The 15,406-nt window shown below is 69.2% G+C and carries 15 protein-coding genes and 1 pseudogene; 7 read left to right on the top strand and 9 right to left on the bottom strand.

The features are described 5' to 3' along the window. The first annotated feature begins 42 nt into the window (after positions 1 to 42). Entirely contained in the window at positions 43 to 762 is a 720-nt protein-coding gene (locus ABD768_RS03080) for an HAD family hydrolase (protein WP_344837059.1), read from the top strand. Positions 763 to 930: 168 nt separating this feature from the next. Here ABD768_RS03080 and ABD768_RS03075 read toward each other — a convergent pair whose 3' ends face one another. The 4 genes from ABD768_RS03075 to ABD768_RS03060 all read right to left on the bottom strand — a co-directional run bounded on the left by ABD768_RS03075 (position 931) and on the right by ABD768_RS03060 (position 5,634). Beyond that, positions 931 to 1,890, bottom strand: coding sequence for a sigma-70 family RNA polymerase sigma factor (locus tag ABD768_RS03075; RefSeq protein WP_343978973.1), 960 nt, complete (start codon positions 1,888 to 1,890; stop codon positions 931 to 933). A 365-nt stretch (positions 1,891 to 2,255) separates the two neighbouring features. Beyond that, the gene (locus ABD768_RS03070) at positions 2,256 to 4,328 is read right to left on the bottom strand and encodes a S9 family peptidase (RefSeq protein ID WP_344837056.1); all 2,073 of its coding nucleotides are present in this window, start codon (positions 4,326 to 4,328) and stop codon (positions 2,256 to 2,258) included. Positions 4,329 to 4,342: 14 nt separating this feature from the next. Next, complete coding sequence (gene xth / locus ABD768_RS03065; RefSeq protein ID WP_344837053.1) at positions 4,343 to 5,146, bottom strand: exodeoxyribonuclease III; 804 nt, start codon at positions 5,144 to 5,146, stop codon at positions 4,343 to 4,345. A gap of 20 nt (positions 5,147 to 5,166) precedes the next feature. After that, the gene (locus ABD768_RS03060) at positions 5,167 to 5,634 is read right to left on the bottom strand and encodes a DUF2269 family protein (protein WP_344837050.1); all 468 of its coding nucleotides are present in this window, start codon (positions 5,632 to 5,634) and stop codon (positions 5,167 to 5,169) included. A gap of 83 nt (positions 5,635 to 5,717) precedes the next feature. Between ABD768_RS03060 and ABD768_RS03055 the strand changes: the two genes are divergently transcribed. After that, positions 5,718 to 6,179, top strand: coding sequence for a MarR family winged helix-turn-helix transcriptional regulator (locus tag ABD768_RS03055; RefSeq protein WP_344837047.1), 462 nt, complete (start codon positions 5,718 to 5,720; stop codon positions 6,177 to 6,179). A gap of 175 nt (positions 6,180 to 6,354) precedes the next feature. On the opposite strand, the gene ABD768_RS03050 is transcribed toward ABD768_RS03055, so the two are convergent. Then, positions 6,355 to 6,945: a TetR/AcrR family transcriptional regulator gene (locus ABD768_RS03050; protein ID WP_344837045.1), complete on the bottom strand. Its 591-nt coding sequence runs from the start codon at positions 6,943 to 6,945 to the stop codon at positions 6,355 to 6,357. A 70-nt stretch (positions 6,946 to 7,015) separates the two neighbouring features. Between ABD768_RS03050 and ABD768_RS03045 the strand changes: the two are divergent. From ABD768_RS03045 to ABD768_RS03030, 4 genes and pseudogenes are all read left to right on the top strand, one after another. Next, a pseudogene (locus tag ABD768_RS03045) lies at positions 7,016 to 7,903 on the top strand (SDR family oxidoreductase); the annotation flags it as partial. Then, positions 7,900 to 9,054, top strand: coding sequence for a saccharopine dehydrogenase family protein (locus ABD768_RS03040; RefSeq protein ID WP_344837042.1), 1,155 nt, complete (start codon positions 7,900 to 7,902; stop codon positions 9,052 to 9,054). The pseudogene ABD768_RS03045 and the gene ABD768_RS03040, both read left to right, overlap by 4 nt. Before the next feature lie 4 nt (positions 9,055 to 9,058). After that, entirely contained in the window at positions 9,059 to 9,922 is an 864-nt protein-coding gene (locus ABD768_RS03035) for an alpha/beta fold hydrolase (protein WP_344837039.1), read from the top strand. Beyond that, positions 9,919 to 10,311: a YccF domain-containing protein gene (locus ABD768_RS03030; RefSeq protein WP_344837036.1), complete on the top strand. Its 393-nt coding sequence runs from the start codon at positions 9,919 to 9,921 to the stop codon at positions 10,309 to 10,311. Before ABD768_RS03035 ends, ABD768_RS03030 begins: the two co-directional genes overlap by 4 nt. 3 nt (positions 10,312 to 10,314) lie before the next feature. Here ABD768_RS03030 and ABD768_RS03025 read toward each other — a convergent pair whose 3' ends face one another. Beyond that, positions 10,315 to 11,550: an MFS transporter gene (locus ABD768_RS03025; protein WP_344837033.1), complete on the bottom strand. Its 1,236-nt coding sequence runs from the start codon at positions 11,548 to 11,550 to the stop codon at positions 10,315 to 10,317. A gap of 136 nt (positions 11,551 to 11,686) precedes the next feature. Next, on the bottom strand, positions 11,687 to 12,202 hold the full coding sequence (locus tag ABD768_RS03020; RefSeq protein ID WP_344837030.1) for a hemerythrin domain-containing protein: 516 nt from the start codon (positions 12,200 to 12,202) through the stop codon (positions 11,687 to 11,689). A gap of 85 nt (positions 12,203 to 12,287) precedes the next feature. Here ABD768_RS03020 and ddaH point away from each other — a divergent pair, with 85 nt between their 5' ends. Continuing rightward, the gene (gene ddaH, locus ABD768_RS03015) at positions 12,288 to 13,055 is read left to right on the top strand and encodes a dimethylargininase (protein WP_343979006.1); all 768 of its coding nucleotides are present in this window, start codon (positions 12,288 to 12,290) and stop codon (positions 13,053 to 13,055) included. Here the strand turns inward: ddaH and ABD768_RS03010 are convergent. Both ABD768_RS03010 and ABD768_RS03005 read right to left on the bottom strand, forming a co-directional pair. Next, positions 13,035 to 13,991, bottom strand: coding sequence for a tetratricopeptide repeat protein (locus ABD768_RS03010; protein WP_343979009.1), 957 nt, complete (start codon positions 13,989 to 13,991; stop codon positions 13,035 to 13,037). The genes ddaH and ABD768_RS03010 overlap by 21 nt on opposite strands. Then, entirely contained in the window at positions 13,984 to 15,348 is a 1,365-nt protein-coding gene (locus ABD768_RS03005; protein ID WP_344837026.1) for a DNA polymerase IV, read from the bottom strand. The genes ABD768_RS03010 and ABD768_RS03005 overlap by 8 nt, the downstream gene beginning before the upstream one ends. Between the last annotated feature and the right edge of the window lie 58 nt (positions 15,349 to 15,406).

The raw sequence follows: 15,406 nt of genomic DNA, 5'->3' as shown, positions 1-15,406 counted from the left end.
ACCGGGCGCGTTCTGTCGGCCCCCTCTGGCAAGGTGTCCGCCGTGACGAACCCACACCCTGAACCGCTCGAAGCCGTCCTGTTCGACTGGGGCGGCACCCTCGCCACCTGGCACGACATCGACCTGTACGACCTATGGCGCTCAGTCGCCACCCTGATCGACGAGCCCCGCGCCGACGAGCTGGCCACCCGCCTGCTCGACGCGGAGAACTCGATCTGGCGCCGATCCCGCGACGAGCACCTCAGCAGCACGCTCGAGGAGGTCTGCCTGCTGGCCGACGTGGCGATGACGCCGTCGGCCCTGGCGGAGTACGAACGGCGCTGGCAACCGCACACCGAGCTGGCGCCGGACGCCCTCGACACCCTGCGCGCGCTCCGCGACCGCGGCCTCCGGATCGGCGTGCTGTCCAACACGATCTGGTCGCGGCAACGCCACGAGGACATCTTCGCCCGCGACGGCGTGCTCGAACTGCTCGACGGCGCCGTCTACACCAGCGAGATCCCGTACTCGAAGCCGCACCCGGAGGCCTTCCACGCCGCCCTGCGCGCCGTGAAGGTGGACGCGCCGGCCAGCGCCCTGTACGTCGGTGACCGGCTGTTCGACGACGTCTGGGGCGCGCAGAACGTCGGCATGCGCGCCGCCCACATCCCGCACAGCGCGATCCCCACAGAGCAGATCGGCCACACCGAAGGCGTCCCCGACGCCACCATCCAGAACCTCGCCGACCTCATCCCACTCGTCGACACCTGGAACGCCCGCTAGCCGGAAGGCCATAGGCGCCGGCCGAGCCGACCATGCCGGCGGACGCCCCACAGCCGCAACTGCGGGCGCCGTCAGCCGGTGCAGCCGCCGGGGACTCGGGGGAGACGTGAAGAACCCCCGGGCCGCGGTGGTGGGCTCGGGGGTTCTGGGGGGAGTTGGTGGCGCGGGTCAGGCGGCCAGTGTCGGGTCTGCCAGCAGGCGCAGGCGCCCGAGGGCCTCGCGCTCGATCTGGCGGACGCGCTCGGCGGAGATGCCGTGCACCGCGCCGATGTCGGCGAGCTTGGCCTGGCGGCCGTCGTGCAGTCCGTAGCGGCGACGGATCACGTCCGCCGACCGTGGGTCGAGCTGGTCGACCAGGCTGAACAGTCCGGACCGGTCCGAGGCGTCCGCGACCAGCTGGTCCGGCCCCGGCGCGGTCTCGGCCGCGATCAGGTCGCCCAGCGAGGTCTCGCCCTCGTCGTCGATCGGGTTGTCCAGGCTGATGTGGTCCCGGCCGATCCGGATCAGGTCGGTCACCCGCTCCGGGTCCAGGTCCAGCTCTTCGGCGATCTCGGCGATCTCCGGCTCACGCCCGAGCTTGCGCTCCAGCGTCCGCCGGGCCGACCCGATCTGGTTCAGCTGCTCCACCACGTGCACCGGCAGCCGGACCACTCGGGCCTGCTGCGCGATACCGCGGGTGATGGCCTGCCGCACCCACCAGGTCGCGTACGTCGAGAACTTGAATCCCTTGCGGTAGTCGAACTTCTCCACCGCGCGGATCAGGCCCGTGTTGCCTTCCTGGACCAGGTCCAGGAGCGGCATCTGGGACCGTCCGTAGCGGCGGGCGATCGAGACCACCAAGCGGAGGTTCGCGGTCACGAACCGCTGCTGTGCGCGCTGGCCCTCTTCGGCCAGCCACTCGAGCTCTTCCTCCGTCGCATATTTGGGCGCTCCGCCCTTCTTGCGTCCAACCCGCCCCTCGGCCAGCAGTTGCTCCGCGAGGAGACCTGCCTCAACCGTTTCAGCGAGCTCGACTTCTTCTTCCGCGGTCAGCAAAGGAGTGCGAGCGATCTCTTCCAGGTAGAGACCGACGCTGTCCTTACCGTCGATACCGTCGTCCGTGGACCGGACACGAGCCATGCGAGCCACCGAAACTCCCTTCGTCGTTACATGGAGAGCAACGCTCGAGTGAGGTTCAAGATTCCACGATGAGTGTGTAAACAGCCTGAACGTTCCCTGAGATTTCCCGGCACCCTCACCGCACCGAAACCGCCCCCTGCTGCACGCTCAGTGCCCAGGTTCTGCGCACCGCACACGCGGTGTGCGCACAATCGGCTTGATTCGTGGGGTTTCCGGCCCGAAAAGGCACCTGAAACAATTCTCAGGTTTCTCCTCGAACGGCCCCGAATGCCTGCTGAATCAATCATTCGGGGCCGATGAATGTGTCACAGGACACACGCATCAGTCGCTCTCACGGATTAGAACGCTGGAGAGGCCGGCGGCCTTCCCGGAGCTCAGGCCAGGCCGAGGGTGTCCAGCTCCCAGGCGAGGGTGAAGGCGACCTCGCGCCAGGCGTCGTACCGGCCGCTGCGGCCGCCGTGGCCGGCGTCCATCTCCGTCTTCAGCAGCACGTCGACGTTGCCGCTCGCGGTCGCGCGCAGCTTGGCCACCCACTTGGCCGGCTCGACGAAGAAGACGCGGGTGTCGTTCAGGCTGGTGATCGCGAGGATCCGCGGGTACTGCTGGGCCGTCACGTTCTCGTACGGCGCGTACGACTTCATGTACTTGTAGACCTCGGGGTCCTCGAGCGGGTTGCCCCACTCCTCCCACTCGATCACGGTCAGCGGCAGCGACGGGTCGAGGATCGTGGTCAGCGCGTCCACGAACGGCACCTCGGCCACGATGCCGCCGAAGGCCTGCGGCGCCAGGTTGGCGATCGCGCCCATCAGCAGCCCGCCGGCCGACCCGCCCTGCGCGACGATCCGCTCAGGCTTGGTCCAGCCGTCCTTGACGAGGTGCTCGGCCGCCGCGATGAAGTCGGTGAACGTGTTGCGCTTGGTGAGCATCTTGCCGTCGTCGTACCAGTGCCGCCCGAGCTCGCCACCACCGCGCACGTGCGCGATCGCGAACACCACGCCCCGGTCCAGCAGCGACAGCCGCGGGATCGAGAACCACGGGTCCATCGAGCTCTCGTACGACCCGTAGCCGTAGAGCACGATCGGCGCGTTCCCGTCCTTGCCCACGTCCTTGCGCGCCACCAGCGAGATCGGCACCCGAGTGCCATCCGGGGCGGTCGCCCATTCCCGGTACTGCGTATAGGCGCTGAGGTCGACCCCGCCGAGCACCGGCTGCTGCTTGAGCAGTCGCCGCTCACCCGTCGCCACGTCCACGTCGAACGTCGACCCAGGCGTCACCAGCGACGTGTAGCCGAACCGGTACCGCGTGTCCTGCCACTCGTCATTGCGGCCCGGCGACACCGTGTAGATCGGCTCGTCGAAGGTCAGTGCCTCCGGAGCGCCGAACGAGCCGCCCTCGCGCCGCATGATCGCCAGCTCGGTGAGCGCGTCGCGACGGCGGTACAGGATGACGTGATCGGCGAACGCGTCGACACCGAGCAGCCGGCTCGACTCGTCGCCCTCGATCAGCGTCGTCCAGTCGCCGGGGGAGTCGAGCGGAGCCGTGGCCAGCGAGAAGTTGGAGGCGTCGGCGTTGTGCACGATCAGCAGCTGGTCGCCGGCGTGCTCGACGTCGTACTCGACGCCTTCCCGCCGCGGTGCCACGACAACCGGCGTACCGGTCGGGTCGGACGCGTCGAGCAGCCAGGCCTCGCTGGTCAGCTTGCTGCCGAGGGAGATCATGATGGCCTGCTCGTTGCGGGTGAGGTCGACGCCGACCCAGAACCGCTCGTCCGGCTCCTCCATCACCAGCACGTCGTCGGACGCGCCGAGGGTGTGCCGCCAGACCTGGTGCGGGCGCCACGCGTCGTCGACCTTCGTGTAGAAGATCGTCGAGCCGTCGGTCGACCACGCGGAGCCGTAGTGCACGCCGGGCAGCTCGTCGGGCAGCAGTTGGCCGCTGTCGAGGTCCTTGATCCGCATCGTGAAGCGCTCGTCGCCGGTCAGGTCGACCGAGTACGCGAGCAGCCGGCCGTCGGGGGAGACGTCGACCGTGCCGAGCGAGAAGAACTCCGAGTCGCCGGCCAGCTCGTTGCCGTCCAGCAGCACCTCTTCGCCGGCGATCTCGCCGTCGGTCGCGGGCGGCTCGTCGCCGGTCGCCTTGACCCGGCAGCTCAGCGCGTACTGCTTGCCCTCGATCGTGCGGGCGTAGTACCAGAAGCCGCCGTTGCGGGCCGGGACGCTCAGGTCGGTCTGCAGGGTGCGGTCCGAGATCTCCGAGAAGATTGCCTCACGCAACGATTCCAGGTGCTCGGTGCGGGCCTCGGTGTAGCTGTTCTCGGCCCGCAGGTAGTCCAGCACCTCGTCGTTCGTCTTGTCCCGCAACCACTCGTAGTCGTCGACGAAAACGTCTCCGTGGTGGGTGCGTTCGATCGGCTTACGGGCGGCTACTGGCGGCTTCAACTCGGACATGTCCGGAGACTAACTCAGATCTGGTAGCAGGCGACGACCGGTGCGTGGTCGCTCCAGCGTTCGGCGTACGTCGGTGCCCGATGGGTCACACAAGAGGTGGCACTGCCGGCCAGCTCGGGGGAGGCGATCTGGTAGTCGATCCGCCAGCCGGCGTCGTTGTCGAAGGCTTTTCCACGCCACGACCACCAGGAGTACGGCCCGGGTCCCTCGCCGCCGAACCGCCGGCCGAGGTCGACCCAGCCGGCCTCGAACAAACGATCCAGCCAGGCGCGCTCCTCGGGCAGGAAGCCGCTCTTCTTGCGGTTCGCCTTCCACGCCTTCAGGTCGACCTCACGGTGCGCGATGTTGAGGTCGCCGCAGACGAGCACGTGCCGCCCGTCGGCGCGGAGTACCGACAACCGCTCGGTGAAGGCATCGAGGAAGGCGTACTTCTCCGCTTGCCGCGGCGGTGTCTCGAACTCGCCCGTGAACACATAGGTGCTGATCGCCGTCAGCGTCGACCCGTCGTCGAGCACGACGTCCGCCTCGACCCAGCGCCCGCTCCCGCTGAACCGCTCCGGCCCGATCTCGGCGTTCTCCTGCTTGATCGGCCGCCGGCTCGCGACGGCCACTCCGGCCCGGCCCTTGTGCCCTTCCAGCGCCGGCTCCGCATGCGCGATCTGCCAGTCGGCGCCGAGGTGATCCCGCAGTACCTCATCCGTCGCCCGGACTTCCTGCAGCAGCAACAGATCCGGATCGGTCTCCTCGAGCCACCCCGCCATCCCTCGCCGGTACGCCGCCCTGATCCCGTTCACGTTCACCGTCGCAACCTTCAGCACCCCGGCACCTTAGCTGCTCGTCACACCCCGGTCGTCGAGCCGGGCCGGACGATCATCAGCACGGTGACGGTCGCCCACAGCAGTCCGAACATCCCCGTCGTCATCGACAGCCTGCGAGCCCGCGGCAGTACAGCGGTCCGGGTAGCGCCATCCTGATCCGCCGCGGCGATCACCTCGGCCTGAACCGGCAGCACCGCGACCACGAGAACCCCGGCCGCGACGGCGGTCAACGCCATCGAGATGACCAGCCAGACCTCACCGAGTACGCCGAGCCCGGCGCCGACGGCGATCCCGAAGACCGGCACGGCGATCCCTCCGATCGCATAGACGGTGCTGATCCGGTGCAGAGTCCGCAGTACCGCTGTCTGCGGCTGGTCGGCTGCCAGCTCACGGCGGGCGATCGGCGGGAACATGCTGGCGGCGACCGTCACCGGGCCGATGAAGAGGATGGCGGCGAGCACGTGCACGCTGAGCAGGAACTTGTTCATCGCTCTCCCTGAGGACGTGAGTTTCAGTCAGACTGTAACTCAACCGTCAGTCCGGCTGAAACCGGTCCTGCGATGATGGCCGGGTGACAGACGCGTCAGAGGGGCCACCGGCCGGTGCCGCCACGAGTCCGGCGTGGCTGCTGATGATGCTCGGGCGTCAGCTCCGCGAGCAGGCAGAGGCCGAACTCCGCGAGCAGGGACTCTCGATGCGGTACTTCTCGGCCCTCGGCCATCTCGCCCACCAGCCCGGCCTCTCCTACAGCGAGCTGGCCCGTCGCGACGGCATCACCACCCAGAGCATGCAGGCCACACTGCGCCGGTTGCAGGACCTCGGCGCCGTCGAGCTCCTCACCGAGCCCGGTCGCGGCCGAACTGCCGACCTCCAGGTCACCGAGGCTGGTCAAGTGCTCCTCGAGAAGGGCCGCGCCGTACTGCGAGCCGCCGACCGCCGCCTGCTCGATGCCATCGGCAACGAAGGCGCCGGGCAGCTGGCCGGCCTGCTCCTGCAGGCACTGACCGGCCTGAAGCCCGGCGTGTCGCAGTAGCCGCAGCCGCCGCCAACGACGGGATCCCGTGGTTGTGGGCTGGTCGCGGTGGGTTGGGGCGGATTTTGCCCCTGAGCGGGGGTATTTTCCTCCCCGGCTGCTGGAGAATCCTCCCCAAGCCCCGAGTTGGTGGTGGCCCACTCGTCGTGGCGCGCCGACCTCGAATCGACGGCCCTTACTCGCTGGTCGTACCCAGGATCGCGTCGAGGGAGCGATCGCAAAGACTCTCCAGTTCGCCGGGTGAGACCGTCGGGTTGTCGATCCACCTCAACAGGGTCGACTCGACGTAGCCCTGCCAGCCGTGGCAGGCGAGTTCGACCGACGGGGTGATCTCGATCCCGCGCTCGGCGACCGCGTTGATCACCCATTGGCTGAAGACCTGGCGGAGCTCGGAGTGCAGGGCCCGTACGGCGGGGTCGCCGGCCGCTGACATGAGAAGGGTCGCGCGGTAGAGCTGGGGCGCCTCGAGGACGGCCCGGACGAAGGCCCGGATGCCGCTGCGGAGTTGCTCGGCGGGCGGCAGGGAGAGGTCGGGAGCCGTCCGGAGCATCACCTCGGCGGCGGCCGCCTCGATCACGGCGTACTGGAACTTCTTCTTCGAGCCGAAGTAGTGGAACAGCAGCGCGGGGGAGACGCCCGCCTCGGCCGCGACGAGCTCGACGCTCAGTTCGCGGTGCGGGTCGGCCTCGAGGACCCGGCGCGCTGCGTCGAGGATCTGGGTGCGGCGCTCGGCGGGCTGCAGCCGGGCGGACGAGGTGTGGCTCACAGGCGCCAGTGTATTGAGTAATAGGTCAATAAGCACTTACTGTTGAGTATCCACTCAACAGTCGGAGGTCACGATGGCTGGCAAGGTCGTACTCATCACCGGCGCGTCCCGCGGGATCGGAGCGGCCGTCGCGCGCCGGCTGGCGGGCGAGGGCGACACGCTCGCGCTGGTCGGCCTGGAGCCTGACGAGCTGAAGAAGGTCGCCGAGGACTGCGGCCCCGACGCCGGCTGGTGGGAGGCCGACGTCACCGACACCGACTCTCTGCGGACCGCGGTGGAGGCGATCGCCGAGCGCTACGGCCGGATCGACGTGGTCGTGGCCAACGCTGGCATCGCGGCGCCGGGCTTCACCAGGAGCATGGACCCGGCCGTCTGGGAGCGCGTTCTCGACGTCGACCTGTACGGAGTCTGGCGGACCGTACAGCTGACGCTGCCGCACCTCCTGGAGAGCAAGGGCTACCTGCTGCTCGTCTCGTCCCTCGCCGCCGTCGTCCGCATCCCCGGTCTCGCGTCGTACAACGTCGCCAAGGCGGGGGTCGAGGCGATGGGCGACAGCCTCCGCCCCGAACTGAAGCACCTGGGCGTCGCCGTGGGCGTGGCGCACATGACCTTCGTCGACACGGACATGGTTCGCGGTGTCGATGAGCACCCCGTGTTCGGCAAGGTGCGCACCGGCATCCCACTGGTCGGCAAGACGTACCCGCTGGAGTTCGCGGTCGACAAGTTCACCCAGGGCATCAGGAAGCGCTCCCGCACTGTCCATGTCCCCGGTTGGATCGGCGCGCTCAAGGTGTTCCGCTGGCTGACGCCGCATGTGATCGAGGCCGGCGCCCGCTTCAGTGTCCCGAAGGCCGATCGCGCGGCACTGGCCGACATCGAGGCCCGTGGCGCCGCAGCCTCCTCCCGCGCTTCGGGCGCCGGCGGCAAGGCCGACTCCGAGAAGGCCGCCAACCGATGACCCGCCCGTACGACGTAGTCGTCTTCGGCGCGACCGGCTTCACTGGCGAGCTCACCGCCCAGTACCTGGCCAAGAACGCCCCGGCCGAGTTGAAATGGGCGCTGGCCGGCCGCAATCGCGCGAAGCTGGAGGCTGTCCGGTCCAAGCTCGGCGCCGACGTCGACCTGCTCATCGCCGACGTCGAGGACGCTGCCTCATTGAAGGCTGTCGCGGAGGCCGCCCGGATCGTCGTCACCACGGTCGGCCCCTACGTCCGGTACGGCGAACCGCTGGTGGCCGCCTGTGCCGAGGCGGGCACCGACTACCTGGACCTCACCGGCGAATCCGAGTTCGTCGACCGGATGTATGTCGCCTACAACGCGAAGGCGGTCGAGACCGGCGCACGGATCGTCCACTGCTGCGGCTTCGACTCGATCCCGTACGACCTGGGCGTCCAGTACACCGTCGAGCAGTTGCCGAAGAACGTCCCGATCAAGGTCGACGGCCTGATCCGGGCCGGCGGCAAGCCGTCGGGTGGCACCCTGCACACCGCGATCACCGCCTTCTCCCGCGGCAAGCAGAACCTCGACGCGCACCGCGCCCGGCGTCGGACCCAGCCGCGTCCCACGGGCCGGTCGGTCAAGGTCGTGACCGGCAGGATCCACCGCAGCCAAGGGTTCTGGGCCGTCCCGCTGCCGACCGTCGACCCGCAGATCGTGGCGAACTCGGCCGTGCTGCTCGACGAGTACGGACCCGACTTCCGCTACTCCCACTTCGCGGCCGTGAAGCAGTTGCCGATGGTCGCCGGTGGCATCGCCGGTATCGGCCTGCTCGCCGTCGCCGCGCAGATCCCGCCCGCTCGCAAGGCGATCCTGAGCCGGATCAAGACCGGCGAGGGGCCGAGCGAGGAACGCCGCGCGAAGTCCTGGTTCAAGGCTCGCTTCATCGGCGAAGGCGGCGGCAAGCGCGTCGTCACCGAGGTCTCCGGTGGCGACCCCGGCTACGGCGAGACGGCCAAGATGCTGGGTGAATGCGCGCTCTCGCTGGCCCTCGACTCACTCCCCGAGACGTCCGGTCAGGTGACGACGGCTTCGGCGATGGGCCCGGCGCTCCGTCGGCGATTGGTTGCTGCAGGCATCAAGTTCGAGGTCCTCGGCGTCGAGGACTACTGAGCCCATGCGGTACGTGACGAGCGCCGACGGCACCCGGATCGCCGTCTACGAGTACGGCGAACCGACGGCTCCGGTGCTGATCGCGGTCCACGGCTACCCGGACAACGCGACGCTCTGGGAGCCGGTCGCGCTCAGGCTGGCCGAGCACTTCCGGGTGATCACCTACGACGTGCGCGGGGCGGGGGAGTCGGACCAACCGCGGCAGCGGGCGGCGTACCGGTTGGAGCGGCTCGAAGAGGATTTCACGGCGGTGCTGGATACGGTCTCGCCGGAGCAGCCGGTGCAGTTGCTCGCACATGACTGGGGATCGATCCAGTCGTGGCACTTCGTCACAAGTGAGCGGTTGCTGGGACGGATCGACTCGTTCGTGTCGATCTCCGGGCCGTCGCTGGATCACGTGGGCTACTTCCTGCGGAGCCGCTGGCGGTCGTGGGAGGGGCTGAAGCAGCTCATGCACTCCTGGTACGTCTTCTACTTCCAGCTTCCGTGGCTGCCGGAGCGTGGCTGGCGGAAGGGGTGGGCGCATCGCGTGTTCGGCCGGCTCGAGCGCAGCGCCGGCGGGACGGCTTCTGCCGAGGGAGAGCGCTCACTGGGGGACTACGTCAACGGGCTGAACCTGTATCGGGCGAACGTGCTCCAGCGGCTGGCGCGGCCGCGGGAGCGGCGTACCGGCGTACCGGTGCTGGCTGTGTCGCCGGACGGGGATGCCTTCGTGACGACGCCGCTGCAGACCGACGTGGCGCGCTGGGCCCCGAACCTCAGCGTGCAGGTGGTCAGGGGTGGCCACTGGATGCCCCGGAATGATCCCGGACTGGTGGCCCGATTGACCCTCGAGCACACCCGGCGGGTGGCAGGCTGGAGGGCATGAGAACGATTCTGAACCTGATCTGGCTGGTGCTGGCCGGTTTCTGGCTGGCCGTCGGCTATGTCGTCGCCGGGCTGATCTGCTGCATCCTGATCGTCACGATCCCGTTCGGCATCGCGTCGTTCCGGATCGCCGGGTACGCGCTCTGGCCGTTCGGCCGGACCGTCGTCGACAAGCGCAGCGCGGGCGCCGGCTCGGTCCTCGGCAACATCATCTGGGTCATCGTCGCCGGCTGGTGGCTGGCGCTGGGCCACCTGGCCAGCGGCATCGCGCTCTGCCTGACGATCATCGGTATCCCGCTCGGCCTGGCCAACTTCAAGCTGATCCCGATCTCGCTGCTCCCGCTCGGCAAGGAGATCGTCCCCTCGGACCAGCCCTTCGCCAGTCGATGAGGCTCAGTCCGGAAGGCGGGCGTGACGGAAGCGGCTGAGGTTCAGCCAGAGGGCTTGGACGACCATGATGGCGACTCCTGTCCAGAGAGCCAGGTGGATGCCGTAGTGGTCGGCGAGGATGCCGCCCAGTGGGGCTCCGATGACGATCATCGCGCGGTTGAGGGAGCGGGTGGTGGCGTTCATCCGGCCGAGCAGGCCGGACGGGGTGATGGACTGGCGGTAGGCCATCTCGATCGGGCCATCGAGGCCGAGTGAGATGCCGAACAGCAGTTGGCCGGCGCAGAGCAGGGCGATGCCGCCGAGGGAGTCGCCGGCCAGCGGGACGGTGAGGTAGGCGAGCGGGCTGAGCCAGCGGCACACGATGATGCCGGGTCCGACACCGAAGCGGCGTCCGTACCAACTGGAGGCGCCGGCCCCGAGCACCGAGCCGATCCCGGTGAAGCCCAGAGTGATACCGAGTACTACAGCACCGTGGTCGAAGCCGAGGACGTAGGCCAGGTAGACCGTGGTGAGCAGGCCCTGGCCGATGAACCACAGGTGCGAGGTCAAGGTGACCGGGCCGAAGGCGGGGTTGCGGTAGACCCAGTTCAGTCCTTCGCGGATCTCCCGGCGTAGGTGCCGGGGCTGGTCCTTGCCTAGGGCAACCTCTGGCTCGAGGGGCCGGACGGTGCTGAGCAGGACGGCCGAGACGAGGTACGAGATCGCGTCCAGCAGGATCGCGAGCGGCGCGCCGATGATGCCGATGATCACGCCGGCCAGCGGCGTACCGGCGCTCTGGGCGACGGCCGCGCTCTGCTCCAGCCGGGCGTAGGCCGCGGTCAGCAGTGGCTTCGGCACGAGTACGGGCGGGAACGACTGATGCGCCGCGTCGTACACGATCGAGAGCGACCCGAAGGCCAGCGTGACGCAAACCAGCAGGGGATAGGTCAGCGCGTCGAGGGCGGCCGCGAGCGGAAGGATGCCGAGTACGGCAGCCCGGGCGAAGTCGGAGCCGATGAGCAGCGGCCGGCGGCGATGCCGGTCGACATACACGCCGACAAGCAGCCCGAGCAGTGGGTAGGGCAGCCAGGCAGCGGCGCGCAGGATGCCCAGCTCGGTCGTACTGACGTGCAGGGTGAGCTTCGCGATGATCGGCACGGCCAGCGCAGTGAAGGCCGACCCTGCCATCGACACCGCGTCGGCGGTCCAGAAGCGCACATACCCGGGATGCTCGAGCAACGGATACCGGCGACGCCCCATCCCGCAGACCCTATGGGACGATCCCGCCGCCTTGGGCACGGGCCAGTCGCACTGACGCCGATTCTGGCGACTGGCCCGTGCTCAAGGCCGGCAGGCTCCACCGCGGCACCCCGCCGAGCCGGCGGTGGGCGCCGGGCTAGCTCTTGGCCTTCTCGACCAGCTTGCGGACGTTCTCGATCGAGCCGCAACCGCTGTCGATCAACCGGGCGCGTTCGGCGGCGAACGCCTCGCCGAGCTTGGCCCGGTCGTCCGCATCGACATCCGTCCTGGCCGGGTTGAGAACGTCCCGCTCCTCCTCGTCGAGGTGGTGCGACAGCGCCTCGGAGAGCTCGTGCGTCTTGTCGCCGAACTCCTCGCTCGCCGTGTCCTCGACCTCCATCAGCGCGAGCAGCGCTTCGTTGCCCTCGTCATGTTCGTGCTCGGAGTGCTCGACCTCTTCGGCGTCGATCGCGTCCTTCTTGCGCAGCGACGGATAGACCTTCGACTCCTCGGCCTCGGCATGCGCGATCAGCACGGTCGCCAGATCCGCCAGCACCGCTGCCCGATCAGCCTCTACGTCGCGCAGCTCGCGCAAGGCCTCCTCGAACCAGCGATGGTCGGCGAGGATGATCTCGACCACATCGCCGCCGGTCTGCTGCAGGATCTTCGGCATGCTCACATCCTCCAAGTCCAAGCTGGTGTGGGACCCCGGTACCCGCATCTGCCGCGTTCATGCGCGGCCGGGTTAGCCTGCTCGGATGGTCACCGTTCGTGCACTCGTCCGCCGCCCGAGCCCACGCCTCGCCGAGGGCCTGCTCACCCACCTCGAGCGCGTCCCCGTCGACTTCGAGCTCGCCCGACGCCAGTGGCAGCAGTACGTCGACGCGCTGACGGCCGCCGGCTGGAGCACCGTCGAGGTGCCGCCGGCCGACGACTGCCCGGACGGTGTGTTCGTCGAGGACACGATGGTTGTCTACGGCAACCTCGCCGTGATCGCCCGGGCCGGCGCCGACGAGCGCCGTCCGGAAGCAGCCGAGGCCGAGCGTGCCGTGGCCGCGCAGGGTTACGAGATCGCACACGTCGCCGACCCCGGCACCTTCGATGGCGGCGACATCCTCAAGGTGGGATCCACCGTGTACGTCGGGCTGGGCGGCCGCACCAACCAGGCCGGCATCGACCAGCTGCGTCAGCACCTGGAGCCGCTCGGTGCGGAGGTGGTCGCAGTACCGGTCCAGAAGGTCCTCCACCTGAAGTCGGCGGTGACTGCGCTGCCCGACGGCACGGTGATCGGCTACGAACCGCTGACCGACAATCCAGCCGCCTTTCCGGAGTTCCTCGCCGTACCCGAGGAAGGCGGCGCCCATGTCGTCCTGCTGGGGGAGGACCGGCTCCTGATGGCAGCCTCCGCCCCCAAGACCGCCGAACTGTTCCGCGAGCGCGGCTACACCCCGGTCGTCGTCGACATCAGCGAGTTCGAGAAGCTCGAAGGCTGCGTGACCTGCCTGTCAGTCCGCCTTCGGAGCTAGCGTCCTGCGATGCCGCGCGGCGGCTGACAGCTCGCGATCCTTCCGCTTGCCGCGGAGGTCGGCCGCCTCACACGCCTCCAGCAGGAAGGACCGGTAGGTCTCGGTGTCGGGGTGACTGTTGCCGAGGCCTTCGATGCTGTCGGCAAGCGTCATCTCCAGCACCTGGACCGCGGCGCCGAGCTGGTCGGCGAACATCGTCGCCCGGCCGAGCGCCGCGCGGGTCCGCAGTACCTTCGGGTTCTGCCGGCCGAGCGTCTGCTCGTCCTGCTCGACCAGTTCGCTGAGCAGCTTCATCTCGGCTCTCGGCCCGCCGACCATCAGCTGGGCGCCGGTCTCGCCCTCGACGGCGATCCGGGTCAGCTTGTGGTCGGCGCCGAAGACGCGGTTCAGCTGCGGCGTGATCAGCTCGAACCAGCCGATCGCCGAGGCGTAGTCGCCGGTCGCGAGCAGTGCCTGCGCAACCCGGAGCCGGACCTGGAGCGTCGCCGGATCATCGGCCCGCAGCACCTTCTCGCAGGCCGCCAGCGAGGTCTCGTACAACGGCAAGGCCCCGGCCGAGTCACGAGCGGCCCAGTGCGCCTCGGCCTGCTCGTAGGTCGCGTCGACCAGCTCGGGGTGATCCTTGAACTCCGACGGCGGCGGCTCCTCGGAGTACGCCGGGACGGCCGCCGGCCGGTCGAGCAACCGCCGGCCGACGAAGCTGCGGCCGCCGGTCCTGATGATCCGGAACCGGCCACGGAACGCGACCGGGATCAGCAGGAAGGTCGAGTAGAGCGTCCGCACCGACGAACCACAGTCCGGGCAGACGTCCCGATGGCCGTAGAAGCGACTGCCCATGCCACTGAGCCGGGTCGCCGCATCCGGCGCTCGCCAGGCTGTCGACGACGCGGTGCAGGCTCGGCAGAACGGGTACACCCCGCCGCGGACGTCAGTCATTCGGCCCATCTTGGCCGGTTTCGCCCGGTTTGTCGTCCTCGCCGCCTGAAAGGGCACGTTTGGTGAGCTCCGGATCGGTCACCGCGAAGGTCCGGACCGGCCCGGCCGGCGTCAGCGCGGTCTCGAACCGGACCGTCACGAGCCCCCGCCCGGAACCCCAGACCCAGCCCTCCCCGTGCTCCGTGTGCACGACGTCCTGCCCCGGGTAGTACCCGGCCGACCTCCGGTCCCGCGGCCGGTCGGGCAACTCGATCACCTCGACCGGTATCTCCGCCGCGTGCTCGCTCTCCGTGAACAGGTCGTCCTGGATCCAGTCCGCGAGCGAGGACACCCCGACACCGAGCAACCGGATCCCGCCGGAGATGTCGCTGTCCTCGAGCAACCGCCGGGCCATCCGGCCGATCACCCGCGGATCGTCGGTCGGCCCGGCCAGCGTCGACGAGCGGGTGTGCGTGGTGAAGTCGTGCATCCGCGTCTTCACCGTCACGGTCCGGCCGGACAGCTGCGCCTTCTGCAGCCGCTGGGAGACCTGTTGCGCCATCCGGTCGCCGATCGCCGCCAGCAACGCCCGGTCGATGATGTCGGTCTCGAAGGTGTCCTCGACGCTGACCGACTTGGTCTCCCGATCGCTCACCACCGGCCGGTCGTCGGACGCCGTCGCCAACCGGTGCAGGCTCGATCCGTGCGCCGAGCCGACCTGCCGGATCAGCTCGTCCTGGTCGAGCTGCTGCAGATCGCCGACCGTCCGGACCCCGGCCATGCTGAGCCGCTGCGCGGTCGCCGGTCCCACACCCGGGATCACCGTCACCTGCATCGGTGCGAGGAACTCCGCCTCGGTGCCGGCCGGCACGACGACGACTCCGTCGGGCTTGTCGAGATCACTCGCGATCTTCGCGATCAGCTTGGACGTGCCGGCCCCGACCGACGCCGTCAGGCCGCCGCTGGCCTCCTTGATCGCCGCCTTGAGATCGTTCGCGATCGCCTCGACGTCGTCGACCGTCAGGTTGCTCAGTCCGGCCGCCGCCAGATCGACGAACGCCTCGTCCAGCGACAGCGGCTCGACCAGCGGTGACAACGCGCGCATCTGGGCCATCACCGCCTTGCTCACTTCCCGGTAGACCTCGAAGCGCGGTCCCAGGTACGCCGCGTGCGGGCAGCGCGAGCGCGCCTCCGCGGTCGACATCGCCGACCGTACGCCGTACTTGCGGGCCTCGTACGACGCCGTCGAGACGACTCCGCGCAGGCCGATGCCACCCACGACGACGGCTTTGCCGCGCAGGGAGGGCTTGTCCCGCTGCTCGACCGCTGCGAAGAACGCATCCAGGTCGACGTGCAGGACGGACGGATCGGTACGCACGGAGCCCAGTCTCCCCGGCGGCACCGACAATTCGGCCCACCGCCCTGGCACGATCGGT

Source organism: Kribbella ginsengisoli, from assembly GCF_039537185.1.
Lineage (GTDB): Bacteria > Actinomycetota > Actinomycetes > Propionibacteriales > Kribbellaceae > Kribbella > Kribbella koreensis.
This window is presented reverse-complemented; position numbering and strand designations above follow the sequence as displayed.